This is a genomic window from Sinosporangium siamense (assembly GCF_016863435.1).
Taxonomy (GTDB): Bacteria; Actinomycetota; Actinomycetes; order Streptosporangiales; family Streptosporangiaceae; genus Sinosporangium; species Sinosporangium siamense.
Genome location: NZ_BOOW01000028.1, coordinates 47,151 through 70,558 on the forward strand (window position 1 = coordinate 47,151; position 23,408 = coordinate 70,558).

Here is a 23,408-nt window from a genome sequence, read left to right on the forward strand (position 1 = left end):
CGGATCGTGGGCTCTGCCGTACAGGCGCGGGGGCGAAACTTGCGGGTCGCGCATCTTTTCGTGACACGCAAGTTTTGCTACCATCATCCTATGGGGTTGCGTGAGCGGAAGAAGGCCGAGACACGTGCGGCGCTGAGCTGGGCGGCGCTCCGGCTGACCGTCGAGCGCGGGTTCGGCGAGGTCAAGGTGGAGGACATCGCCGAGGCCGCCGGTGTCTCACCGCGCACGTTCAACAACTACTTCTCCAGCAAGGGCGAGGCGATATTCGCCCGCCACCTCGACAGGTGCCTGCGTGTCGCGGAGGCGCTGCGCGAGCACCCGGAGGAACCGCTGTGGGATGCGATCGCCCGCGCGGTCCCCCTGCAGTTCGAGCCGAACGCCCCGGGGCAGACCCACCCTGTCCTGGACGCGGCGCGCTGGGGCGCGGGCGTGCGCATGATGGTCGCCGAACCGGCGCTCCAGGGGGAACTGCTGCGGGCCGGGGCCGCCGCCGAGGCCGGGATCGCCGCCGCCGTGGCCGAGCGCACCGGCACCGACCTGGAGCGGGACCTTTATCCCCACCTCGTCGCGTCCGCGATCACCTCCGCGGTGAACGCCGCCATGGCACACAGCCTCCGGGCCGACCCGCCGGAGCCGCTGGCGCCCCTGCTCGCCGACGCCCTCGCCCAGCTCAAGGCGGGGCTGCCCACTCCATAGAACCCGTGGGCGGGCCGCCTGCCCCGAGAAGGGAACGCATCGCGATCGACGTCGTCGTCGCGGGCGTCGGCCCCAACGGCCTGATGCCGGCCTGCGAACTCGCCCTGGGGTGTCGGCAAGACTCGTCCAGTCAGGATGTGGGCGGATATGGCGAGGGCGCCCGCGTCGTCGAGGATGTCGGCGTCGGTGGCGACTTCGTCCATGAGTTGGTCGACCGCCCGGGCCGGACAGGCGCCCCCCGCGGCGGTTGAGAAACAGCGCCGGGATGTCGGCGCCGGGCCAGGAGGCGTGGCCGGTGCGCCACTCGGTAGCGGATTGAACTTGCCGCAGGTGAGGTGCTGTTGGATCGGCTCGGCTGTCCGGCCAGGGACAGCGATGCGCAAACGCAGCCGGAGGCCCGATCTTGTATCACCGTTCGCAGTGGACTTCTTCGCGTATCCGCTCAGAACCGCGCTTCTGCTCCGCCCCGGCTGCGGCGTCGCCTGGCAGCGCACCACGGCAGACGGCCTCCACGCTGCGCTCGGCGCCTGGTTCGGGAGCGGTCTGAGCGCCACCGCGGTCTTCTCCGTACGCCGCGGGCCCCGTGGCCGGGGCCGCCCCGCTGATCGCGCCACATCTGCTCGACCCGCCCCTGACCTGCGGCGGCGCGGCGAGGTGCGATGAAAGACTGCGTTGTCATGCGCGCAGCCTTCATCAAGACCCTCGGCCCGCCGGAGAACATCCGCTACGGCGAGTTGCCCACCCCCGAGCCGGGCCCGACCGACGTCCTGGTCGACGTCACCGCCGTCGCGGTCAACTCGGTGGACACCTTCGTGCGTTCCGGACTTTTCCGTACGCCGATCGTGTTTCCGTTCGTGGTCGGCCGCGACCTGGCCGGCACGGTCGCCGCGACGGGGCCGGGCGCGGTGGGGTTCGCGGTCGGCGACCCCGTGTGGTGCAACAGCCTTGGACACGGCGGACGCCAAGGTGCCGCCGCCGAGCGTGCCGTGGTCTCGGCCGACCGCCTCTACCACCTTCCCCAAGGGGTGGACCCGGTCCGCGCGGTCGCCGTGGCGCATCCGGCGGCCACGGCCTACCTCGCGCTGTTCACCCACGGCGGGCTTCGGGCGGGGGAGACGGTGCTGGTGGCCGGCGCCGCGGGAAACGTCGGCGGCGCGCTCGTCACGATGGCCCGGGAGGCGGGCGCCCGCGTGATCGCCGTAGCCGCCGGGCACGACTTCGACCACTGCCGCGCGCTGGGGGCGGACGTGGTCGTCGACTACCGGGATCCCTCCCTCAACGAGCACATCAAGGACAGCGTCCCCCACGGCGTCGACCTGCACATCGACACTTCGGGGCGGAACGACCTCACCGCCGCCGTCGACCTGTGCGCGCCGCGCGGCCGGATCGTCGTGCTGTCCGGCGCCCGCTCACGGCCGGTGTTCCCGGTGGGGGCGTTCTACATGAAGGACTGCACGATCAGCGGCTTCGTGATCTCCCACGCGACGGTCGCCGAACTCGCCGAGGCCGCCGCGACCGTCAACCGGCACCTGGCGGCCGACCGGCTGCACCCCCGCCACGTCGAGACCCATCCGCTGAGCGCCACCGCCGACCTCCACAGCCGGATGGAACACGGCGAACTCCACGGCAGGCGGGCGGTCCTGCGCCCGGACCTCGACACGTGACACGATGGTTGGTGTACGTCCCCGGCTCGGCAGCGGCATCATGCCGAGATCCGGGACTTCTTCCGGCGCTCTGTCGGTTCGGCGTTCAGGCGGTCGCGTTCCCCGCGCAGCAGGTCCCGCCAATCGGCCGGCCAGTTGATCAGGGCGAAGACGAACATGATCACCAGGTTGACGGGGGCGGCGACGCGTTCGTAGAGCTCGCTGCCGACCACGATGTGCGTCGTGGTCGCGGCGGTGAGGAGCAGGATCAGGGCCGTCGCGCCGATGAACTTGAATCGCCGGCGGGGAACGACCAGCAACACGGCGCACACCCCCTCAATGGTCCCGACCACGAACCTGAACCAGGACGGATAGCCCCACTCGACGAACTTCACCGAATACGCCGGCCCGAAGAACGTGGGGCCAGGCCAGTACTTCGTGACGAAGCCCATGAAGAACGTGAACGCCACGAACCAGTAGAAGGCCGTGAGCAGTCGTCGTGGCCACACGCGGGTGGACATGATGGTTTCCTCCGAAGTAACTCGACTGCGAAAACGGATGCCGCAAGTTCAGGCCGGCTGGATGGGGAGCTGCTCCTCATGTGTGCCGGTCACATCGGCGAAGGCCGACGGGTCATAGACATGACACGACCCGACGAAGGAATGTGACCGATGGGTGACCACGAGTTTCCGGCCGACCGATTCGAGGGGCATCGCCGTCACCTGCGAGCGGTGGCCTACCAACTGCTCGGGTCACAGAGTGAGGCCGACGACGCCGTCCAGGAGGCGTGGCTGCGGTTCAGCCGCTCAGACACCGGCGAGGTGGAGAACCTGAGGGGGTGGCTGACCACGGTCGTCGCCCGGATATCGCTGAACATGCTGCGCTCGCGCACCACTCTGCGCGAGGACCCCTTGGAGGCCGTGGCTCAGGACTCAGCCGGCGACGGCGGGAGCGATCCGGAGCAGGCCGCGCTGGTGTCCGACTCGGTCGGCCTGGCGATGCTGGTGGTGCTGGACATGCTCACTCCCGCCGAGCGGCTGGCCTTCGTCCTTCATGACGTCTTCGCCGTGCCGTTCGAGGAGATCGCACCGATCGTGGATCGCTCCCCGGCCGCGGCCAGGAAGCTCGCCAGCAGGGCCCGGCGGCGGGTCCAGGGGGCGGACCCTCCGTCCGATGCCGACCTGCTGCGGCAGAAGGAGATCGTCAGCGCCTTCCTCGCGGCCTCGCGGGGCGGCGACTTCAGCGCCTTGCTCACGCTGCTCGACCCGGGCGTGGTGCTGCACGCCGATCGTGCGGCCGTGCTCACGGGGGCGTCCGGGCGGCTCCGCGGCGCTTCGGCGGTGGCCGAAACCTTCTGCGGCCGTGCCCAAGGCGCGCGACTGGCGCTGGTCGACGGGGCAGCCGGAGCCGTTTGGTCAGCGGGCGGGCAGCCGCGCATGGCGTTCGACTTCACGATCACGGCGGGGCGGATCACCGAGATCAACCTGATCGCAGACCTCGACCACCTGCGCGAACTCCACCTGCAGGTCATCGAGAACTGACAAGAGCGCCGCGCGACGTCAGCCCTGCAGGGGGGCGCCGCCGAACCCGATCTCGTTTCCTTCGGGGTCACGGTAGACGGCCTTGCGCACACCGTTGGCGTAGGTCTCCCGCTCCGCGGGGGCGAGCCCCCGTTCGGCGATCTGGGCCACGAGTGTGTCGAAGTCGTCGACGAAGACCGTGTGCAAGGCGTTGCCGGCCTTCTCGGGCAGGTGCTCGATGAACAAGGAGCGATGTTCCGCGAGCTCCCACACCGCTTCGGTGTCGCTCGCGACGAAAGTGGGCGGGGATCCGAGCAGCTGTTCATACCATTTCAGCGCCGCGGGGTAATCGGCGACCGGGATTCCCGCATATAGGTCAAGAGCCATGCCACGATCCTAGGAGTTCACATGACATGCGGCTTCCGCCGTACTCACCAGCCGGCGGTTTCCTGCCCGCCCACGTGAGTGCAAGGCGGGCAGGAAACCGCCGGCGAGCCTCGTACGGCGAAGCCCGCCTCTCAGACGGCGAAAATCTGAGCGTCGTCCGCAAACGCCTTGAACTCCAACGCGTTACCCGCCGGAATCCACCCAGCTCTTCGCACTCCGGCCTTGCTCCAGTCCGAGCACCTCACCGTAGAAGTGGCGGGCGGCGTCCAGGTCGTCAACGGGCATGGCCAGGTGAAATCGCGAGATCCGGGGGTCAATCGTGGTCATGATCGCCTTCCTGAAAGCCCCCATTAAGCGGTGGAGGTGAGTCGACTTTAGGCGAGCCACCCCGAGGCGCATCCGTCCTGGTCAGGTTGTAGGTGCGGGTGACCGCGGTGAGGTCGCCGTCTTCCCTGGTGGCGGCGACCAGGTTGGGCGGTCTGGGGACGAAGCCGGAAACCGCGGTTAGCCCGTCGGTCTCGGCGATTGCGGTGAGGTGAATCCGATCCGTTTCCGGGATACGCACGGTGATCTGGGCGCCTTGGGCGGGGATGCCGCGAAAGCGGATCTCCGAGGGCCAGGTGCCCCTTCGGGTGCCGGTGACGGGCACGCTCGCCGACCCGAACCGGCCGGTAGATGCGGTGGCCTGGGTGATCGGTTTGTCGAACCGTAGTGTCACCGAGCGTGTGCCCTTCTCGACGGTTAGGTGCAGCTTCAGTGTGTTCCCGCTGTGGGCCAGGACGGTGGCTCGCGGGCCGTCGGCGGCGATCGCCGGTGCGGGGCCGGTCCGGAGCGTGCCCCGGGCGTATCCGGCGGGCAACGCGGAGGTGTCGTGGCCCGACACGTATCGCCTGGTCCACTGCGGCGGGGCCGTGTCGGCGCTGACCCAGTGGGCGGTGCGGGTGTCGGCGTCCATGACGTATGCCAGATGCGTGCGCCGGGGGCGATCGGCGTCGAAGTCGTCCACCACGAACCCGGTGGCGACCAGCCCCGCCGTGAGGAGAAGGGCCGTCAACGGCACCGCGAGGACGACTGCACGCTTCGGCCGGGTGACGGGATCGGGCAGGAACAGTTCCGCGACCGGCACCACGATCAGCCCGAACAGTGCCAGCACCAGCGCGCTCACCCCGCCCAGCGCCAGCCCCATGCCGTCGAAGACGTCGCGGGCCAGCGACGGCAGCAGCATCGCGGCCGTGATCGGGCCCAGCATGGCCACGGCCGTCCGCGCCCAGGCCGGGACGGGGAGCAGGAGTGCGCCCAGCCAGCCGAGCGCTCCCGCCAGTGCCGGCAGCGTGAACAGGAAGGACGCCCCGGGAGCGACCTGGGCGCACAGCAGACCCAGCCCGGCGAGCCAGCTCAGCGCCCCGACCGCCAGGGCCGCCGGGCCGAGCCTGCGCCGCAGGAGCAGATACCAGCCGAGGACGGCCAGCGCGCACAGGAGCGCGATCGCGGCCTGGTAGGCGCGCGGGCGGTGCAGCAGACCGCCCATCAGGTCGTAGGCGGGCCTCCAGGCGACCAGCAGTTCCCACAGTCCCTGCGCCGCGGCGGCCGACACCAGCAACGGCACCACGGTGGAGAGCGTCGCCGCGATCAGCCGGGGCAGGCTCAGCAGCCGCCTGACGCGCGCCATCAGCGCCAGGCCCGCCACCGCGAGGACGCCCAGCACCGCCAGCGGCCAGACCAGCTGACCCGGATATGTGATCGTGGTGCCGAGTGCGCGGAAGTAGGTGGCGTCCTGATCGGAGGTCATCGTCCGCAGGTCCGCGTCGCCGAGGGCACGCGCCAGGGCCAGCATGTTGGAGCCATGGTGTTGCAGGCTGCCCGGGGTGAGGTTGGCGATCGAGTCGCCCGCGGTGTGATACAGCGAGGAACGCTGGATGTAGGCGAAGTTCATGCCGGCGAAGCCGGCCTTGGTCAGCGGGGTGAAGTCGGTGTTGTTGGGCAGTTGCCGATACAGCTCCGCCATGGCCGAGTGACCGCGCGGCGCGGGAACGGCGTTGACGAAGGTCTCGACCAGGCGGGCGTTGTTCACGGAGGTCTCGAACATCAGCGAGGGACCACTGACCCCGCGGGCCTCCCAGTTCAGCAGCACGCCGCCGGCTTTACCCAGCGGGTGCTCGCGGACGAACGCCTCGGCGCCGAGCACGCCGTCCTCTTCACCGTCCGACATGAGCAGCACGATGTCGTTGCGCAGGCCGGGACCGGTGCGCAGCGCCCGAACGGTCTCGATCATCGCGGCCACCGCGGCGCCGTCGTCGGAGGCGCCCGGCCCCATGGCCGCGGAGTCGTAGTGCGCCGCGATGAGCACGGTGCCGGTCGAGCCCGTTCCCCGCAACCGGCCCACAATGTTGTCGACCTGGCCGAACGTCGCCAGCCCGGCCGAGGACCAGGCGCCGACCGCGCGCTGGACCTCGACCTCCAGTCCTGCCGCGCGCAACTGCCCGGCGAGGTAGGTCTCGGCGCGGTTGTTCGCCGGGCTGCCGATGGGCCGCGGTTCAGCGGCGAAACGCTTCAGGTGAACCATCGCGCGCTCGGCGCTGAACTGCTCACCCGAGGCGGTGGCCGGCAGAGATTGCATGGTGCTGTCGGCCATGACTGACAGCATGATCACCACGACCAAGGTGAGCATGGCGGTCAGCCCGGCCGGCAGGCGTCGGCGGACGTCGAACAACTTCCCAATCATGACGAGGAACGTAGGCCGAGCCCGTCACCTCTCGGAATGAGGCGCTTACCCGTCTGCACCTGAGGTTTTCCGCAGGCCCCAAAACCGCGGACCCGGCTCTGCGCAACAGGCCATGAATGCGCTCGGCCTCGCGGTCGCGGAGCGCGATGGCGACGCCAAGGCCGTATAGGGTCGCACGAGTGAGATTCCTCCGAAGTGGATCTGGGGCTCTGGTCGCCCTATCTGCGGTCTTGCTCGCTTCAGGGTGCGGCATTCAGGAGGCCGGCCGAATTCTCGACAGAACAGAGGCGTGTGCCGAGGCAACCGAGATCGTCGAAGGCGTCTTATCGCGAATGCCCCAGCTGACGGGCGAGCCGGCCAAGAAACAGTTGGACGAGGCGGCGGCCCGGCTTCAAGAAATCGGCCTCAAGTCCGGTGACAGCACGCTCAACGAGATCCTGAGTGGCTTGGCCTCCACCTACAAAAGCCCCGAGGCCACCGACAAGGCAGCCGCTGAGAAGTTACGAGCCAGCACCATTTCCTCCTTCCAGGTGCTCAGCCGCGCCTGCGGCAACACATAACGCGAAGGCGGGCGCCCGGCAACGGAACAGCCGCTGGCAGAGCGTGCACTGCAGGCACCGGCAAACGCACAACATCTGGTTGTGCGTCGCCTGCGTGTCGGTTGTTTGATTCAGCCATCCACTGGCCGCTTGGATGCCGATGGTCAACCAGTTGTGGTTCGGATCGGCGCGAGGTGGGGCATGTCGGGCAGGCGGGCGCTCGGGCGGCGGTTCGGGTGGTTGTGGGCGGCTTATGCGGTCAGTTCGTACGGCACGAGCCTCGGATTCGGGGCGTTACCCCTTATCGCCGTCATCGTGCTGCACTCGGGTCCCGCTCAGGTGTCGGCGCTGGCCGCCGCGGGCCTGGCAGTGGGCGCCGCGGTCGCGATTCCGCTCGGACCGTGGGTGGAGTTCCGCCGCAAGCGCCCGGTGATGATCGCGATGGACCTGACCCGGTTCGCGGCGTTGATGAGCATCCCCATCGCGTTCGCATTCGGCTGGCTGAGTTTCGCCCAACTCCTCGTCGTCTCCATCGTCCTCGCCGCCGCCAAGATCGCCTTCAACGCGGCCAGTGGCGCATATCTGAAGACGCTCCTGCCACCCGAGGACCTGCTCGTGGCAAACAGCCGGTTCGAGTCCACGATGTGGTCGGCGACCGTGGTCGGACCGCCACTCGGCGGCGCCGCGATCGGGATCTTCGGCCCCGTGACCACGGTGATGGCCAACGCGGCCGGGTACCTGCTGTCGGCGCTCGGCCTCCGCGCGATCGGCGGAAGCGAGCCACGCCCCGCAGGCACCGGCGCACCGCGATTGCGCGCCGGCGACCTGCTCGAAGGGTGGCGATGCATCCTGACCCACCCGCCACTGCGCCGGCTGTTCTTCAACACGATTCTGGTCAACGGCCTGCTCCTGGCGACCGAGCCGCTGCTCGCCGTACTCCTGCTGGGGCATCTCAAGTTCGCTCCCTGGGAATACGGCCTCGCGTTCGCGCTCCCTTGCATCGGCGGCCTTGCCGGAGCGCGGTTGTCGCGCAGGCTCGTGGCGCGGTTCGGGCAGCGCAAGGTGATGCTCACCGCCGGGGCACTGCGTGCGTGCTGGCCCCTCGGACTGGCGTTCGTCCAGCCCGGCGTTCCCGGGATCGTGCTCGTCATCGCCCTGCAGTTCGGCCTGGTGACCTGTATAGGTGTGTACAACCCGGTACTGGCCACCTACCGGCTCAACCACACCGCTCCCGACCGGGTCGCCCGCACCTTGTCCGCGTGGTCGATCAGCGGCAGCGCCACCGTCGCGGCCCTCACCGCCGTCTGGGGCCTGCTGGCCGCCGCCACCGGCCCCCGCGCCGCGATCGCGATCGCCGGGATCCTTCTCCTGGCCACGCCGTTCCTCCTTCCGCGCCAAGAAGCGGTTGGGGTGTCTGGCTAAGGGGCGTATCTGTTGACCGGTCAGTGCTGGGGCGGGCCGAATCCTGCGACCAACCGGAGAAGGCGTTGAGCCGCCGGGCGCGGATCCCGGCGGTGGCGGCCGAGCTTTTAGGGCGTGGCCGTCGAGGCTCATGCCGTACGGAGCCGACCGAGGGGGAGCGGTGCCACAGCGTGTGACCCGCCGTCCGACAACGCAATGCCCGCCGCGTCGAGCGGCGGGCATTGGGCGTTATTGTGCCGCTTTAAAAGGACGGTGAAGTACGGCGGGAGCCTGTCAGGGAACGTCCACCACGCGGTAGGTGACGGTGTAGGACCCGCCGCTGCCGGAAATGCGCTTGGTCTGCGTGGTCCCCACCTCGTCACCACGCACAGCGAACGAGCCGAGCGCGTCGTCACCGCTGGTCGAGTCGTAGTCCCAGAGGGAGAAGCCCCTTTCCTCGTAGACCGGGATCCGGAACGCGTCGATGCCGTTGGCGTCGGTCATCGAGCGGGTGTAGCCGGCCCCCATCGTCTGGTAGCGCACGCTGCGCGGCCAGACTTTGCCGCCGTCCATGTTCAGGTAGGCCTCGTCGTGGCCGCCTTCGCTGTTCTTGTTGCAGTAGATGCTGAGCAATTCGATGGCCACATAGTCGATACCCGGGTCGAACTGCGGGCTGGGGTCGGCACTGGCCGGTGCCGCGACCACAACGGCGGCGGCGAGAGCTGCGGCAGCGGTCGTGACCAGGTGCTTTATCCGCATTGTTGACTTCCTTTCGTTGTTTTTCGGGCTCGGAAGTCAACTTAGGAACGCCTACTTGTGCCTCAGTTGGAAGCCACTTGGATCACTCGCCGACAGGCCCTTTTTTGCATCGATCACAGCCTGAAATGCCGAGTTGTCGATGGGCATCGACACTTCACCGGTTTTGGGGTGACGCGTTTCTTAACGACGCCCCTTTATGTCTTACGCCATCAGGACCGCTGCCCCGAGTGCGTATCCGACGGCCGCCTCGTTGAACGCCCGGATCGCCGCCGTCTCCGCCTCCTTCACCCAAGCCAGACCGAGGACCGAGGGAGGCAACCCCGTGACGGGGACGAAGCTGACGTCCGGACGCCCATGGTGAGCCGCCGTGGGGGTGCAGAACAACATGCCGCCCCGGTTGAGCGCCACCTGGGTCAGGCCCTCCTGGCTGGTGGCCACCGTACCGGCCAGGGGGATGGAACGGCCGGAAGGGGTTGCGGACGGTGCCACATGCTCGCGCCATGTGCGCGGAGCCGGGCCGTCCAGGCCGATCAGGCCCACGCCGGCCAGGCCCTCCGTGCCGATGCTCGCACGGGCGGCCAGCGGATGGCGTGAGGGCCACGACCCTGCCGTCGCTACCGGGCGAACCCCGGACCCGGGCGTCCGAGCCGTTGCCCCCGCAAGGCCCCGGCCCGCGCGTCGCAGGGGCGGCTCGCGTGGCTCTCCAGCCCGCTCAAGGTCGTCCTCGTCCTGACCGTCCTGATCGTGTCCGGCCACTTCGCGGCCTACACCTACGTCCAGCCGTTCCTGGAGCAGGTCTCGCACGCCGGTCCCGCCCTCGTCGGCACCGCACTCCTCATGTACGGCGCCGCGGGCGTGGCCGGCAACTTCGCGGCAGGCGCATGGGCGGTCAGGAATCCCAGGCCGGTCCTGGTCACACTGGCCGTGCTCATGGCACTCTCCCACGGCGGCGCTGCCCCTGATCGGCCCGCCTCTGATCGTGCTCGTGGTGTGGGGCCTGGGCTACGGCGGCGTGGGGGTGACCCTGCAGCTCTGGATCATGCGGTCGGGCGGTGGCGAATGGGCACGGCGCTCTTCGTCGGCACCTTCAACGTCTCCATCGCGCTCGGCTCGTTCGCCGGTGGCCGGGTCGTGGACGGCGTATCGATCTCCGCGGTGATGTGGGTGGGAGCGGCGCTTGCCGTGGTCAGTGCGGCCGTGGCCGGCATCTCGGGCAGGAGCGCTGCGGGACCGGAGCGTCCGTAGCGGGCCGGCATTAGCCGCATCCAAAGCCACGGGCCCGCAGCCGGACAGTTCACAAGAGAAACGAGGTCCCGGAGCGGGCAGATCGCGGCGAACGATGAAAATCGATTACACGATCAGCGATATCAGCGCCGCGCTAGTTCGAGTGATCGACAGTGATCACGACATTTCCTGTCTTCTGGCCTGTATCGACGTATCGGTGAGCTTCGACGATGTCGTCCAAGGGGTAGTGCCGGTCGATGACCGGTTTGAACTCTCCCGACTCGATTAGTTCCTTGAAATAGAGCGCCGTCGCCTGATCCTGCTTCGGTATGGGAAACATCACCTTCTTGCCGCCGAGCAGCGGAGTGGTGAGCGCCAGGATCGGGTTTTGCCACATGGCGCCCACGTCCGAGGCGATATATATTCCGCGCGGTTTCAGCAGCCGCTTGCACCTGCCGTACGAACTCTTGCCGACCGCATCGACGACGACGTCGTATTCGTGCCCGTCCTTCGTGAAGTCCTCGGCCGTGTAGTCGATGACCCTGTCTGCGCCCAGGCCCCTGACCAGTTCCACGTTATTGGTATCGCAGACAGCGGTCACGCCGGCGCCCAGGCTCTTCAAAAGTTGGACCGCCGCCGAGCCGATGGCCCCGCTCGCGCCGTAGACGAGGACGTCCTGACCGTTCTGGATCTTCGCGGCCCGGATCATCGAGAGGGCGTAGTGCGAACCCTCGGTGCTGGGAGCGGCCTCCTCATAGGTCAGGCCCTCCGGCATGATCGCGAGCATGCTTCCCTCGGGAATCGACATGTATTCAGCATGCGCCCCGAATCGGTCGCCGTTGTAGCCGAACACCCTGTCGCCGGCCTTGAAGGAGGTGACGCCCCCGCCCACCGCCTCGACCTCTCCCGCGAACTCGTTCCCGAGGATAGTCAACCGCGGTCTGACCAGCCCTACGAATAACCTCCAGATGAAGGGCGTGCCCACCCGCAACGCACAGTCCGTGCGATTAACCGTCGTCGCATGGATCTTGACGAGTAGTTCATTGTCCTTGACCGCCGGCTTCTCCACCTCTGAAACGCGAATCACTTCCGGGGGACCATATTTGGCGCGAACTGCGGCCTTCATGGCTGCATTCTAGCCGTCATACGGAGATCCGCTTCGATTCCCGCACACACAGTCCGGCGGCCGACCGGAAACCGAACAACGAAGAACAGCCTCCTCGGCGAGGCAACTCACGACACGAGCATTCAGTGCGAAGTGAGCAGTCACGTGACGGTCCACGGAAAGTACGGTCACGCCGGCACCCGACCTGGTGCCCATGATGAGGCCGCGGGTGTCGGCGTAGCCGGTCACGCTCAACTGGTCATGCGTTGGTTCGGGAGAAGTGAGGAACACGCGATCGAAAGGGGGCGTGTGGTTGTTCAGGAATACCCCGCCCGTGCCGTCGGGCGTAGCGCACCGCGGGTAGCCGGGCGCATCGATCTCACGCGATGTTCAGCTCACCACTGCGGTGCCGGGGGCGTGGGCAGGGTCCCGAAGTCGGTGACGAACTTCCACAGCGCTCCGGACAGGCCGCCGGCGGCACCGTTGATGACGTAGTACAGCGCGTTGCCGTTGGTCACGGCCAGCGGGGGCGATCCCGTCCACGCGTAGGCGTTCTCCTCGTAGTACTCCGAGGAGTCGCCGTTGCGCAGTATCCGGGTGCTGCCGATGCCGTTGTCGACATCCACGAAGGTGACCGCGCCATAGCCGGTCCCGGAGAGTGCGACGGACGGCGCGTACCTCGACCAGCCGACGTTGCGCGGGGTCGTCCAGCCGGCGAAGCCGTACCGCTGCCGCGCCAGGTAGACGGTGTTGTCGGTGCCGGTGAATGCGAGAACGACCTGGTTCCAGGGGGCGGGATCGTTGCCGTCGTTCACCTGGGCGGCGATGAGGGTGCCTTGTGGCTCTGCGCGCCGGAGGCCACCGCGGGGGTGGTGAAGCCCGAGCCGGAGCCGTCGTAGAACATCGTCCAGATGTCGTTGTTGGTCTGGCTGTTCCAGGCCAGCATGTAGGAGTTGTTCGGCAGCGCGGCGGCGGCCACGGACAGTTCGTCGGAGGTTCGCGCGTCGTTGGGGATCTTCGTCGCGAAGGGCAGCGTCCCGGGTAACTGGTAGCTCGTGTTCAACTGGATGCGGTGCTGGTAGAGGTGGCCGTCCGTACCGGTGTGGAAGATCCGGAAGTTCCCGCGGAATCCGTCGTCGGTCCAGATCACCACAGGGGCCGCGTGCGTCTGGGCGTAGCCGGGAGACCCGGACGTGGCGGGCAGGGGATAGGCGGGCCCGTTGTTCAGCGAGATCCAGATGCTGTTGTTGTCCGCGCCCCGCCACGCGTGCAGAAGATCGCCGTGGTTGTCGCGCGCCTCTCCCGGGGTGGACCTGCTGGAGATCGGCCCGCCCGCATAGGTCACTGCGTGCCATTGCGTTTCCTCACCGGGAAAACCGTAGTGATAGTCGGCCGCCGCCGGCACCGCCACTCCTGCGACGGTTGCGAGAGCGGCCGCCACCACCACGGCCGTCTGCCTGAGCCTGCTGATTTGCTGGAACACTTCTCCTCCGCGTCGTCTCTCGGCGAGGACCCCGTGCGGGCCTCGTCCGCCAGGCCGGTCTCGCGGTTCCGAGACCGATTTTCGGTTCAGCATGATCCGGCGCGGCGCCCTTTGCACCAGGGGGAAACCCTGGCCTGGGCCGGCGGCGCAGCCTGGGGACGCTCGAACGGCGTGTCGCGTCGCTCTGCCAGGCTCCGGGGCACATGCTCGCTACCCGGTCTCAAGCCGATCACTACGACGTCGCATTCGCCGGGCTCGCTCATGTCCGCGCACCTCCCGGTCGCGCGGCCTTGCCTTCCGGCCGCGCCGTACATCCCGTGTCCTCGCACCTGTGACTTGCGCGTGCCAGACGCCCGGCCCTCGGGGTGCCGCTCTGCCGGTGGTTTCCGCACCAGAGGCCGGGGGCGGGGCCAGGGGGTCTCCCTGGTGCAACGACACCGCCGCCGGACGAGGCTGACAGCACAAGAGAAGGGGCGTCATGGCCGGGCTCGCAGGAGGGAGCGGGAACTCAGCCGAGGTCGCGGCACTTCGGCGAGGTCAAAAGGCGCCGCCGACATTGCTCGCCGGCAGACCCGGCCCCTCCCCCGAACCTCCGAAAGAGAACGAGCATGAACAACTCACCGATCAAGCCCAAGACCATCACCGTGGACGGGCTCACCGTACGCTACGCCGAGAGCGAGCAGCGCGACACTCACGCGCTCCTGCTCAGCCCCTGGCCCGAGAGCGTGTACGCCTTCGAGCCCACCTGGGCCGAACTCGCCGCCGGCGTCCACGTGGTCGCCGTCGACCTGCCCGGTTTCGGAAGGTCGCAAAGCCGTCCGGACCTGCTCGCCCCACGAGCAGCCGGCGCGTTCGTCCTTCAGATCCTGGACGCGCTCGGGCTCGGCAAGGTGCACATCGTCGGCCCGGACATCGGCACCAGCGCCTCCCTGTTCGCGGCGGCGCAACGGCCGGACCGGTTCCACAGCGTCGTCATCGGCAGCGGCGGCGCGTCGGCGCGGCTCGAACTCGGTGAGCCGCTCGCGAGCTGGGTGTCGGAGCCCGACATCAGCTGGTACGAGCAGAACGCACCCACCGTCATGCAGACGACCTTGGACAACATCTTCCCGGCGACACCCCTCGGCGACCATGTGCGAGAGGACTACCTCGCCTCGTACGCCGGTCGCCGGTTCGCCGAGTCGATGCGATACGTCCGCACCTACCCGACCGAGCTCAAGGCGTTGGAGCAGCTGCTCCCGGCCATCCGGACACCCGTCCGGATCATCGCCCCCGAGCGGGACCAGGTCGTCCCTCCCGCGCACGGCGAGTTCCTCGCCGCCCGGCTGCCCAACAGCACACTCGACGTCGTCGACGCGGGGCACTTCATCTGGGAAGAGGCACCGAAGACCTATGCGTCCCTGGTTCTCGACTGGTGGGAACGCCACCAGCCCGACAACCACGCCATCGAACCCGAAAGGTGAGAACAGTGATGGGCACCATGCCCGCAACCGGCACCGAGACGACCGCCGCCACGAAGGAGGCGGACCTGAAGCTTGAAGCCGTTGTGATCCCCGTGTCCGACGTCGACCGCTCGAAGAAGTTTTACCAAGACCTCGGCTGGCGCCTCGACGCCGACTTCTCCTTTGAGAACGGCTTTCGCGTCGTCCAGGTGACGCCTCCGGGATCGCCCGCGTCCATCCAGTTCGGAACCCGGATCACCCATCAGCGGCCCGGAGCCGCCGAAGGCGTCTACCTGGTCGTCTCCGACATCGTCGCAGCCCGCGACCGGCTCGCGGCCCTCGGCGCCGAGGTCGGCGACGTCTTCCACCCGGAAGCCCCTGGCGCCCAGTTCGGTCAGGTCCCCGACGGTCGGGCCGGCGGGCTCGCCACCGATCGTGCCAGCTATGGGTCTTTTGCGACCTTCCACGACCCGGACGGCAACGCCTACCTGATCCAGGAGGTCACGACCCGGCTTCCCGGGCGCGTCGACACCGGCGCCACGAACTACGCGTCGCTGAACGACCTGGTCGGCGCGCTCAAAAGGGCGGCGGCCGCGCACGGCGAGCACGAGGCCCGCAACGGCGGCGCGTACGACGAGAACTGGCCGCAATGGTACGCGGCCTACATGATCGCCGAGCACCACGGCGACGAACTCCCCCAGTAAGGACGGCGAATCATGACCACCCTCAGCCACGGCCACGAGCTCACGCAGCTCACCGCACCCGTCCTCGACGTCACCGCCGACAACGGGGTGACCTACGCCTACCGCCGCTTCGGCGCCGCCGACACGGGCGAGCCGCCCCTGCTGTTCCTCCAGCACTTCCGCGGCAACCTCGACAACTGGGACCCGATCCTGGTCGACGCTCTCGCCGCGGGGCGCGAGGTGATCCTGCTCGACAACGCTGGAGTCGGGCTGTCCTCGGGCCAGGTACCCGTCACGGTCACGCAGATGGCCCGGGACGCCATCTCCTTCCTCGACGCGTCGGATCTCGGGCAGGTCGACCTGCTCGGCTTCTCGCTCGGCGGCATGGTCGCCCAGGAGGTCGCACTCCTCAGGCCGCGCGCGGTCCGGCGGATCGTCCTGGCGGGAACCGGACCTAGAGGCGGCCGGCAGATGCACGGCTGGACACTCGACATCGAGCGCGCCGCGAACCGGGCGGACGGCGGCCTGGAGGAACTCCTTCACATCTTCTTCGGCATCACCGAGACCAGCCGGGCGCTCGGCATGGAATACGTCCAGCGCATCTTCAGCCGGACCGAGAACCCCGACAAGCCCAACGGCCCTGAAGTCGCTCGCGCCCAGTACGACGCGATCGTCGAGTGGGGCATCCCCGACCTCGGCCGGCTCGCCCGCCTCGCCGGGATCACCCAGCCCACGCTGGTGGCCGCCGGTGACAACGACCCGATGATCCCGACGGTCAACTCCCAGCTTCTCGCCGACCACCTGCCGAACGCGCGCCTGCGGATCTTCTCCGACGCCGGCCATGGGTTCCTGTTCCAGTACCCGCGCCAGTTCGCGGCGCTCGTCCAGGAGTTCTTGTCCGGCCCGGCGCACCAGGGGAGTGTCTGACATCTCCCCCTGATGGAGCCAGAGCATCGGTGAAGCGATGGCGACACCCGCGAGACAGCGGCCGGCGAGCTCGCCGGACCGGGCCAGGGTCGCCCGCCACCGCTTGAGGGCTTATCAGCCTGAGACCTCGGCATAAGCGCAGGTGAATGGCAAATCCATTGGATCCTGTGCCATTACTACCGGCCCGTCTCGGTCGACGGGTCCTCTGTAACGCGGAAGTAGGTCGTGTGAAACGTTTCCAACGATTGGCCGCAGCCTTAGCAGGCAGCCTGCTCGTCGTATTCGCCGCCGGAATTCAGCTGCCCGCCCTCTCATCGGCCTCGGTCAATCCGCCCAACCAGCCTGATCTCAGCTTTGCCAATCGTGTACAGCCGCCCGCGGGGCTGCCGGACTGGTCGCGGGTGGGGTATCTCGGTGGTCAGCGGCTTCCGGGAGACGGTGAGGTCAACGGAGAGGCGGCCTGCCGGATCACGGCACAGCAGCTGGCCTCGGGCTTCGGGGTGGTCGCGGACGACGGGGTCGACGACACCACGGGATTGCAGAACGCCATTGACCAGATCAAGAACCAGTGCTCGTCGCGGGCCAACTATCACCGGCTGTCGCTGATCTCATTACCTGCCGGGCGGATCGACGTGTCCCGGCAGATTTACGTCGACGCGAGCTTTTTGATCCTGCGCGGGCAGGGCTCCGGCGCCGGCGGCACACGGCTGGTGTTCCGGCCCGACGTCGACACCCGCTACGACACGCTGAGTGGGGACGGCAGCCGCTGGAATCAGGACGGCATGGAGTTCGGCAGCGGCAGCGACCTCGGCAAGGGCGGCTGGATCTGGCCGGGACGCGCCATGTTCCGGGTGCAGACCCGGGACGTGGCCGACAGGTACCAGAACGAGTGGCAGGCGGCGCCGGCCAACCGCAAGGACCTGTTTGAGGGAAGTGTCAACCAGCACTGGGCCTCCGGCATCAGATTGGCCGCCCGGGCCGACGACGCCGGATACTCCGCCCGCGAGGGGCAGAGCGTCGTCAAGCTGGTGTCCACCGCCGACATGAACAGGTTCAGCCTCGGCGGCTATGTCTGGGTAGGGGCCGCCAACAGCATCAATTTCTACGCGCAGCAGGACGTCACCAGCCAGAGCTTGATGGAAAACCTGCACATGCGCCAGCAGATGTTCAGGGTCGTCCGCAAGGACACGACGGCCAAGACGATCACGCTGGACCGGCCCTTGGAGTACGACCTGCCGGTCGACTCCACCTCCGACGGTTCGCCGCCGATGTTCGGAACGGTCTATCCCAGCAAGGTCACCCCGCTGAAAGCCGTCGAGGGCGTGGGGTTCGAGAACTTCGCGATGACCCAGGACATGACCGGGCTGCCGAAGCTAGGCGGGGGCACGTATGCGCTGTCGCCGTCCGACGCCGTCAACAACTACGGCAACATGGCGCCGGAGTATGCCATGCACGGCATTCTCTTCAAGTGGGCGGCCAACAGCTGGGCGCGCGGGCTCAACGCCACGATGGTCGGCTCGCATCCGATCGTCACGGAGGTGGCGCGCAATCTGCAGATCGAGCGCAACACCTTCGACGGGGCGTGGAACAAGGGCAAGGGCGGCAACGGCTACCTGCGGGGAAGCCGGGTGTGGGACTCGCTGTACGCCTACAACACCAGCAGGAACCTGCGCCACTTCACCTTCCAGTGGTCGGCGAGCGGCAACGTGGTCTTCCGCAACGACCTCGACTCCGACCTGAACCTGCACGGCGGCTGGGAACGTTTCAACCTGTTCGAGGGGAACACGGTGCGCATCCCCTACGCGCACCGGTCGGGCAACTGCGCGGCCAACTGCGGCGGGGAAGGAGGCGAGACCGACGACGGAACCTGGTATCCCATCTGGTGGGCCGCCGGGCCTAAAGCGGCCAAGTGGTCCGGCTCCTCGGGACCGCAGAACGTCTTCTTCAACAACACCCTGATCAAGCAGACAACGCCGGGCGGCCAGTTCACCACCTACACGCCGTATTCGATGGGCAGCCCCGGCGTGCAGGCCGACACCTTCTTCCAGTTCGGCTCCGACAACGCCGACCCGCGCCGGTTCCGGCCGCTGAGCCAGGGCGGTCAGGGGATTCCCGACTGGACGGGCCGGGAGACCCTGGACTACAACGGGCACGGAGTCGTGGCCCGCGTCGACGGGCGCAGGCCGTCGTTGTTCCTCCGCGACGTCGGGCAGCTCGACCCCCGGCAGAACGGCAGCCGCAGGATGGCCACCTGGAACATGCAGGGCTCAGGCACCCGCGGCGGATGGGCCGAAATCGGCAACGAGTACGAATCGAAGTACAGCTACGGGGTGCTCCCCCTGGCGGTGGAGCACGGGGCGGAAATCGTCCTGCTGCAGGAAGCAGGCTCCCCACCCGGTGGCGGCACGCACGTCACCGACCACCCGCAGAACAACTTCGCCCGGGAGGACGGCTCGTATCCCCCGGTGCGGGAGTATCGCTACGGTGGTACGGCCAGCCGGCCACAGGGATATCTGTACTGGCTGCACACCGACACCTCAACCAGGAACCCGCCCAACCGGGTGAACCTGGCGGTCGCCACCCGAACCCAGGTTCCCGCCGCGGACATCTTCGTCGTCGAGTCGCCCATGAACGGCGGACGGCCCGCGCTGGGTGTGAACATCGGCGGCGTCGTCTACTTCACCGTGCACGGCTGGTCCGGCACCGGAAACGACATGGCCGGGCTGGTGAACCGCATCGCGACCTGGATGCAGGCCGCCGGCCCCAACGGGGCGGCACTGGAGTGGGCCGTCCTGGGCGACTTCAACCGCGATCCGCAAAACCTTCAGACCACTCTGAACAACAACTACGGCGCAGGCCGGTTCACCGTACACAGCCCGCCGTCGCCGACCCACCCGACCATAGATCCGCAGAGGAGATTGGACTACGCCGTCCTGCCGGCCGCCGGCACCTTGCATGTCACCCAATCGACTGTGTTGAACAGCGTGCTGTACTCGGACCACCTTCCTGTTCGCTACGAGCTCGGCGGACTGCCGAACACCAACAACCCCCCGCAGCTGGCGGTGACCGTTCCCGCCCCGCCGGGCACGGCCGTCCTGCGCAACGCCGGCACCACCAACGTCGCCACTGCCCTGCAGGGCATCTCCAACGCGGTCACCGACCTGTCGTACTCCCAGAGCCAGTCGCAGTCGCAGTCGTGGAACCTCTATCCCGAGCCGGAGTTCCCCGGCCGCTACCGCCTGGTGAGCCGGCTCACCGGGGACTACATGGGCCAGGAGGGCGGTGCGTCCAACGCCCGGGTGGTGCAGTGGCCCCACGAGGCGAACGACCAGCTCTGGCGGCCCGTTTACCAGGGCGACGGCACATGGACCCTGGAGAACATGGTCACCGATCAGATGCTGACGGCGGACGGCGGCGGTGCCGTACTGCGAGGCCGCGACGCCGACGGATCGGCCCGGCAGCGGTGGTTCCTGCAAGACCCCGGGGAGATGCAGGATCTCGCCGAACTGGGCCTGGCCGAACCCACGCCGGAGCGCTTTGTGATCGACGTCTCAGGCGGCCACACCGCGGAGAACACTCCGGTGATTCTCTATCCCGACCACGACGCGCCACATGAGCGATTCACCAGAATCCCTGCAGGGCAGACCGGCGGTGAGGACTGCAACTATCTCGTCTACGGCGGGAGATATCTAAACACGACGGCCACGAGTTCGGATCCGTTGAGCGGAAACGGAGTCACCCTGAATTCCTTCCGCCCCAACAACGACGGTTACCTCTGGTGCGAGCGCAACGTGACCGGCGGCATCGCGTTGAGCAACTACTCGTTCCAGACGCGCCTGGTCGAGGAGCGCATGTACCTCACCGAGCACGGGCTGAACAATCAGCTGACCATCACCGCCGGCCACGCCGCGGACACCTGGAGCTGGCTCCCGGTCACCCAGTAATCCGATAAGGAGGGGCCCGGCCTGAGATGCAGGCCGGGTCCTTGCTTTCACGCCGGTGAGGGCATCGAGCCGACTACGCCCGTCGGGAATGGCCGGGCGGTCGGCTGGATGTCGGTCATCCGACCGGGATAGGGCAAGCAGTCATCTTGACACGCCTCTGCGTCAGCACGTCCGGTTGGACGGGTGAATCAGCGTGTGTCGGAGCTCCTTGCGTGAGCTGATGCCGAGTTTGCCGAACACCCTGCTCAGATGCCATTCGACGGTGCGAGCGCTGATGTACAGCTCGGCGCCGATCTCCGCGTTGGTGCGGCCGCACTTCGCCATGCGGGCGATGTGCTCCTCCTGCGGAGTGAGCTCGCCGACGGTGTCGGCGGTGCGCTTGCGCACTTTCTCGCCGGTCGCCAGCAGCTCGTGCCTGGCCCGTTCGGCGAAACCGTCGGCACCCATCCTGGTGAATTCCTCGAACGCCTGCTTCAAGTGGCGGCGTGCGTCCGACCTGCGGCGTCCGCGGCGCAGCCACTCGCCGTACACCAGCCGGGTCCGGGCCAGTTCGAACGTCAGCCGGGTCCGGCCAAGACGGTCGACGGCCTCAGCGTAGGAGCGGTCGGCCTCCTCTCCGGAGCTGAGGAGGGCTCGTGAGCGGGCTCGCAGGCCGGTCGCCCAGTCCTGATCCGAGCCGGCGGTGTACGCCCCAAGACGTACGAGGGCGGCTTCGGCTACCGGAATCGCGCCGCTGCGCACCGCGGCCTCGATCAGGTCGGGCAGCGCCTGCGCGGTGAACGGGCCGAGGTCGCCCGTCGCGGCCCGTCCGGCCGCGGCCGCCGCCTCGGCGTAGTGCCCGAGGCCCAGATGGAGCAACGCGGTGGCCCGGTCGGTGAAGTACAGGCCGAGCCCTTCCCCGCGCGCCGCGGCCTCTTCAGCTGCCTTGGCGAGCAGCGGTAGCGCTTCCTCCGCGTGCCCCTGGTAGGCGAGCAGGAACAGGTCTCCGTAGGACGCCCTGCGCGTGCCGGTGACCTGTTTGACTGTGGCCTCCTCCGTGCCCAGCTCCCGGGCGTGCGCCACGTCCCCGCGCCAAAGCGCGATGACCCGGCGGACGTTCAGCGCGTTGGCGAGCGGGGCGAGTGCGCCGCCGGCGCGGGCCAGTTCGACGTGCCGGGCGTTCGCCGCCTCCCAGCGGTCGTAGTCCCAAAGCGACAACGCCGCGTTGGCGACCAGCACGCCGCAGTGCAGCCACTGGGCGCGTGGCACATCGTCGTCAACGAAGCCCGTGACGGCCTCGCGCAGTATCGGATGTGCCGCCGCCGCCCCTTCGGTGATGAGAGCCGCCAGGCCGTCGAGCAGGTGATCGGCGGCGGTCGTCTCACCGGGTGCCGGGGGTGCTTCCCGGGCGGCCACGGAGACGGCGGCCAGATCACTTTCGAGAAACGCGAGCCCACCGGCGACGAGGGCCGCTCCCCAAGCGTCGAGAAAGGTGTGCCGCGCGAGCCGGCCGTCCAGGGACTGGAGCCGCCGAGCGGCGCGCAGCAGCGCCGCCGGCGCCTCCCGCCCGGAGTGGGCGGCGCGGTCGGTGAGTCCGCGGAGCAAGTCGATGCGGGCCACTTGCAGCTCGTCGACCGCGCAGGCTTCGGCTCTGGCGAGCAGGCCGAGCGTCGAGGCGAAGTCACCGGCGTCGAGATGCGCCCGGGCCGCCGACAGGGTGCGCTCGGCCCCGAGCCGAGGGTCCGTCGTCAGCTCGGCCGAACGCCGCAGGAGCGCCGCCGCGGCCGCGATCCCGCCGCGGGACTCCACACCTCGCGCGACGTCGGCGAGCTCGGCGGCGAGACCGTCGTCTGGCCCCGCCGCGGCCGCGGCCAGATGCCACACCCGCCGTTGCCGGTCGTTCCCGCCGTCCAAGGCGGCGGCGAGCGCATGATGCACGGCACGCCGCTCCTCGACACTGCCCGCGGTGTAGGCGGCCGTGCGCACCAGCGGATGACGGAACCGGACGCTCCGGCCGATCTCCACGAGCTGCGCCTCCTGCGCCGGGGCCGCCATCTGCGGTCCGAGGCCGATGCCCTGCGCGGCACGCCAGAGCAGGGTGGCGTCGCCGGTGGGGTCGGCGGCGGCCAGCAGGAGCAGCCGCCGGGTGGGGCCGGGCAGGGCGCGAACGCGTTGCTCGTACCGGTCCTGCAGGGCGTCGGCGCCGACCGCGGGGAGGGCGAACCCGCCGAGGAGCTCTGCCCGGCCACTGCGGGACAGCTCCAGCAACGCCAGGGGGTTGCCGCGGGTCTCGGCGACGATGCGGTCGAGGACACGGGCGTCGAGAAGGCCCGGCGTCGCCGCGGTCAGGAGCGCCCGGGCATCCGCGTCGTCGAGACCGCCCACGGCCAAGGCCGGCAGGCCGGCCAGCAGGGTGTCCGGATTCGGCTCCCGGATGGCGAAGACCAGCAGCACTGATTCGCCGAGGAGCCGCCGGGCGACGAATCCGAGCACCTGCCTGGAGGCCGTGTCGAGCCACTGCGCGTCGTCGATCAGGCAGACGAGTGGTTGCTCCGCGGCTGCTTCGGCGAACAGGCCCAGCACCGCCAGGCCGAGAACGAGCCTGTCGGGCGCCGCTCCGCCGGCGTGCCCGAACGTCACATCCAGCGCGTGCTGCTGGGGCGGCGGGAGCGTGCCGGCTGACGCGAGCATGGGAGCGCAGAGCTGGTGGAGGGCGGCGAACGGCAGATCGAGTTCGGACTCGACCCCGGTGATCCGGGCGACCCGGCATCGGGCGGCCTGGCTCTCGACGTGATCCAGCAGGGTGGTCTTGCCCACGCCGGCCTCGCCCCGCAGGACGAGCACGGCGCTCTCGCCGCTCCTGACCCGCCGCAGCGCCTGATCCAACCGGTCACGCTCATGCTTGCGTCCTTGGAGGACCGGCGCCGCTTCCACGCCCCGATTTTAACGATCAATCG

The 23,408-nt window shown here is 68.7% G+C and carries 20 protein-coding genes and 1 pseudogene; 11 read left to right on the forward strand and 10 right to left on the reverse strand.

Annotation, left to right across the window (positions count from 1 at the left end):
• Window positions 1–60: 60 nt before the first annotated feature.
• The 3 genes from Ssi02_RS21100 (at window position 61) to Ssi02_RS21110 (ending at window position 2,360) form a co-directional block, all read left to right on the forward strand.
• Window positions 61–696: an acyl-CoA-like ligand-binding transcription factor gene (locus Ssi02_RS21100; RefSeq protein WP_239129262.1), complete on the forward strand. Its 636-nt coding sequence runs from the start codon at window positions 61–63 to the stop codon at window positions 694–696.
• A gap of 5 nt (window positions 697–701) precedes the next feature.
• Window positions 702–947: a hypothetical protein gene (locus tag Ssi02_RS21105; RefSeq protein ID WP_204028031.1), complete on the forward strand. Its 246-nt coding sequence runs from the start codon at window positions 702–704 to the stop codon at window positions 945–947.
• Window positions 948–1,373: 426 nt separating this feature from the next.
• Complete coding sequence (locus Ssi02_RS21110) at window positions 1,374–2,360, forward strand: NADPH:quinone reductase (protein WP_204028032.1); 987 nt, start codon at window positions 1,374–1,376, stop codon at window positions 2,358–2,360.
• 38 nt (window positions 2,361–2,398) lie between these two features.
• Here Ssi02_RS21110 and Ssi02_RS21115 read toward each other — a convergent pair whose 3' ends face one another.
• A complete protein-coding gene (locus Ssi02_RS21115; protein WP_204028033.1) occupies window positions 2,399–2,860 on the reverse strand; it encodes a DoxX family protein in 462 nt (153 codons plus the stop codon).
• 150 nt (window positions 2,861–3,010) lie between these two features.
• Between Ssi02_RS21115 and Ssi02_RS21120 the strand changes: the two genes are divergently transcribed.
• Window positions 3,011–3,880 (forward strand): sigma-70 family RNA polymerase sigma factor, encoded by an 870-nt coding sequence (locus tag Ssi02_RS21120; RefSeq protein ID WP_204028034.1) that lies wholly within the window; start codon window positions 3,011–3,013, stop codon window positions 3,878–3,880.
• A gap of 18 nt (window positions 3,881–3,898) precedes the next feature.
• On the opposite strand, the gene Ssi02_RS21125 is transcribed toward Ssi02_RS21120, so the two are convergent.
• The 3 genes and pseudogenes from Ssi02_RS21125 to Ssi02_RS21135 all read right to left on the reverse strand — a co-directional run bounded on the left by Ssi02_RS21125 (window position 3,899) and on the right by Ssi02_RS21135 (window position 6,968).
• Window positions 3,899–4,246 carry a VOC family protein gene (locus Ssi02_RS21125; protein ID WP_204028036.1) on the reverse strand — a complete coding sequence of 116 codons (348 nt, stop codon included), beginning with the start codon at window positions 4,244–4,246 and terminating at the stop codon, window positions 3,899–3,901.
• 195 nt (window positions 4,247–4,441) lie between these two features.
• Window positions 4,442–4,573, reverse strand: a pseudogene (locus tag Ssi02_RS21130) (VOC family protein); the annotation flags it as partial.
• Window positions 4,560–6,968 carry a M28 family peptidase gene (locus Ssi02_RS21135; protein ID WP_204028038.1) on the reverse strand — a complete coding sequence of 803 codons (2,409 nt, stop codon included), beginning with the start codon at window positions 6,966–6,968 and terminating at the stop codon, window positions 4,560–4,562. The gene Ssi02_RS21135 and the pseudogene Ssi02_RS21130, both read right to left, overlap by 14 nt.
• A gap of 146 nt (window positions 6,969–7,114) precedes the next feature.
• Between Ssi02_RS21135 and Ssi02_RS40160 the strand changes: the two genes are divergently transcribed.
• Window positions 7,115–7,528 carry a DUF8711 family protein gene (locus Ssi02_RS40160; protein WP_507763438.1) on the forward strand — a complete coding sequence of 138 codons (414 nt, stop codon included), beginning with the start codon at window positions 7,115–7,117 and terminating at the stop codon, window positions 7,526–7,528.
• Between the two features lie 180 nt (window positions 7,529–7,708).
• Window positions 7,709–8,929, forward strand: coding sequence for an MFS transporter (locus Ssi02_RS21145; protein WP_204028041.1), 1,221 nt, complete (start codon window positions 7,709–7,711; stop codon window positions 8,927–8,929).
• A 273-nt stretch (window positions 8,930–9,202) separates the two neighbouring features.
• Here Ssi02_RS21145 and Ssi02_RS21150 read toward each other — a convergent pair whose 3' ends face one another.
• Together Ssi02_RS21150 and Ssi02_RS21155 are read right to left on the reverse strand one after the other, a co-directional pair.
• Window positions 9,203–9,667, reverse strand: coding sequence for a hypothetical protein (locus Ssi02_RS21150; RefSeq protein WP_204028043.1), 465 nt, complete (start codon window positions 9,665–9,667; stop codon window positions 9,203–9,205).
• Window positions 9,668–9,868: 201 nt separating this feature from the next.
• A complete protein-coding gene (locus Ssi02_RS21155) occupies window positions 9,869–10,423 on the reverse strand; it encodes a type 2 periplasmic-binding domain-containing protein (protein ID WP_204028045.1) in 555 nt (184 codons plus the stop codon).
• Here Ssi02_RS21155 and Ssi02_RS21160 point away from each other — a divergent pair.
• Entirely contained in the window at window positions 10,412–10,912 is a 501-nt protein-coding gene (locus Ssi02_RS21160) for an MFS transporter (RefSeq protein ID WP_204028047.1), read from the forward strand. The genes Ssi02_RS21155 and Ssi02_RS21160 overlap by 12 nt on opposite strands.
• A gap of 133 nt (window positions 10,913–11,045) precedes the next feature.
• Here Ssi02_RS21160 and Ssi02_RS21165 read toward each other — a convergent pair whose 3' ends face one another.
• The 3 genes from Ssi02_RS21165 to Ssi02_RS21175 all read right to left on the reverse strand — a co-directional run bounded on the left by Ssi02_RS21165 (window position 11,046) and on the right by Ssi02_RS21175 (window position 13,479).
• On the reverse strand, window positions 11,046–12,017 hold the full coding sequence (locus Ssi02_RS21165; protein ID WP_204028049.1) for an NAD(P)-dependent alcohol dehydrogenase: 972 nt from the start codon (window positions 12,015–12,017) through the stop codon (window positions 11,046–11,048).
• 374 nt (window positions 12,018–12,391) lie between these two features.
• Window positions 12,392–12,811, reverse strand: a complete 420-nt coding sequence (locus Ssi02_RS21170) for a hypothetical protein (RefSeq protein ID WP_204028050.1) — start codon at window positions 12,809–12,811, stop codon at window positions 12,392–12,394.
• The gene (locus tag Ssi02_RS21175) at window positions 12,808–13,479 is read right to left on the reverse strand and encodes a hypothetical protein (RefSeq protein WP_204028051.1); all 672 of its coding nucleotides are present in this window, start codon (window positions 13,477–13,479) and stop codon (window positions 12,808–12,810) included. The genes Ssi02_RS21170 and Ssi02_RS21175 overlap by 4 nt, the downstream gene beginning before the upstream one ends.
• A gap of 608 nt (window positions 13,480–14,087) precedes the next feature.
• On the opposite strand from Ssi02_RS21175, the gene Ssi02_RS21180 reads away from it, so the two are divergent.
• The 4 genes from Ssi02_RS21180 (at window position 14,088) to Ssi02_RS21195 (ending at window position 20,472) form a co-directional block, all read left to right on the forward strand.
• A complete protein-coding gene (locus tag Ssi02_RS21180) occupies window positions 14,088–14,939 on the forward strand; it encodes an alpha/beta fold hydrolase (protein WP_204028052.1) in 852 nt (283 codons plus the stop codon).
• An 8-nt stretch (window positions 14,940–14,947) separates the two neighbouring features.
• Entirely contained in the window at window positions 14,948–15,622 is a 675-nt protein-coding gene (locus Ssi02_RS21185; protein ID WP_239129267.1) for a VOC family protein, read from the forward strand.
• Between the two features lie 12 nt (window positions 15,623–15,634).
• Window positions 15,635–16,528 carry an alpha/beta hydrolase gene (locus Ssi02_RS21190; protein WP_204028053.1) on the forward strand — a complete coding sequence of 298 codons (894 nt, stop codon included), beginning with the start codon at window positions 15,635–15,637 and terminating at the stop codon, window positions 16,526–16,528.
• A gap of 245 nt (window positions 16,529–16,773) precedes the next feature.
• Window positions 16,774–20,472, forward strand: coding sequence for an RICIN domain-containing protein (locus Ssi02_RS21195; RefSeq protein WP_204028054.1), 3,699 nt, complete (start codon window positions 16,774–16,776; stop codon window positions 20,470–20,472).
• Between the two features lie 162 nt (window positions 20,473–20,634).
• On the opposite strand, the gene Ssi02_RS21200 is transcribed toward Ssi02_RS21195, so the two are convergent.
• Window positions 20,635–23,385: a helix-turn-helix transcriptional regulator gene (locus Ssi02_RS21200; protein ID WP_204028055.1), complete on the reverse strand. Its 2,751-nt coding sequence runs from the start codon at window positions 23,383–23,385 to the stop codon at window positions 20,635–20,637.
• Window positions 23,386–23,408: the final 23 nt, after the last annotated feature.

What these genes read in the sequence shown, in the direction of transcription:
- Ssi02_RS21165 (WP_204028049.1), bottom strand. Translation starts at nt 12,017, where the DNA reads ATGAAGGCCGCAGTTCGCGCCAAATATGGTCCCCCGGAAGTGATTCGC.
- Ssi02_RS21145 (WP_204028041.1), top strand. Translation starts at nt 7,709, where the DNA reads ATGTCGGGCAGGCGGGCGCTCGGGCGGCGGTTCGGGTGGTTGTGGGCG.
- Ssi02_RS21125 (WP_204028036.1), bottom strand. Translation starts at nt 4,246, where the DNA reads ATGGCTCTTGACCTATATGCGGGAATCCCGGTCGCCGATTACCCCGCG.
- Ssi02_RS21190 (WP_204028053.1), top strand. Translation starts at nt 15,635, where the DNA reads ATGACCACCCTCAGCCACGGCCACGAGCTCACGCAGCTCACCGCACCC.
- Ssi02_RS21150 (WP_204028043.1), bottom strand. Translation starts at nt 9,667, where the DNA reads ATGCGGATAAAGCACCTGGTCACGACCGCTGCCGCAGCTCTCGCCGCC.
- Ssi02_RS21180 (WP_204028052.1), top strand. Translation starts at nt 14,088, where the DNA reads ATGAACAACTCACCGATCAAGCCCAAGACCATCACCGTGGACGGGCTC.
- Ssi02_RS40160 (WP_507763438.1), top strand. Translation starts at nt 7,115, where the DNA reads ATGGCGACGCCAAGGCCGTATAGGGTCGCACGAGTGAGATTCCTCCGA.
- Ssi02_RS21185 (WP_239129267.1), top strand. Translation starts at nt 14,948, where the DNA reads ATGGGCACCATGCCCGCAACCGGCACCGAGACGACCGCCGCCACGAAG.
- Ssi02_RS21135 (WP_204028038.1), bottom strand. Translation starts at nt 6,968, where the DNA reads ATGATTGGGAAGTTGTTCGACGTCCGCCGACGCCTGCCGGCCGGGCTG.
- Ssi02_RS21120 (WP_204028034.1), top strand. Translation starts at nt 3,011, where the DNA reads ATGGGTGACCACGAGTTTCCGGCCGACCGATTCGAGGGGCATCGCCGT.
- Ssi02_RS21110 (WP_204028032.1), top strand. Translation starts at nt 1,374, where the DNA reads ATGCGCGCAGCCTTCATCAAGACCCTCGGCCCGCCGGAGAACATCCGC.
- Ssi02_RS21115 (WP_204028033.1), bottom strand. Translation starts at nt 2,860, where the DNA reads ATGTCCACCCGCGTGTGGCCACGACGACTGCTCACGGCCTTCTACTGG.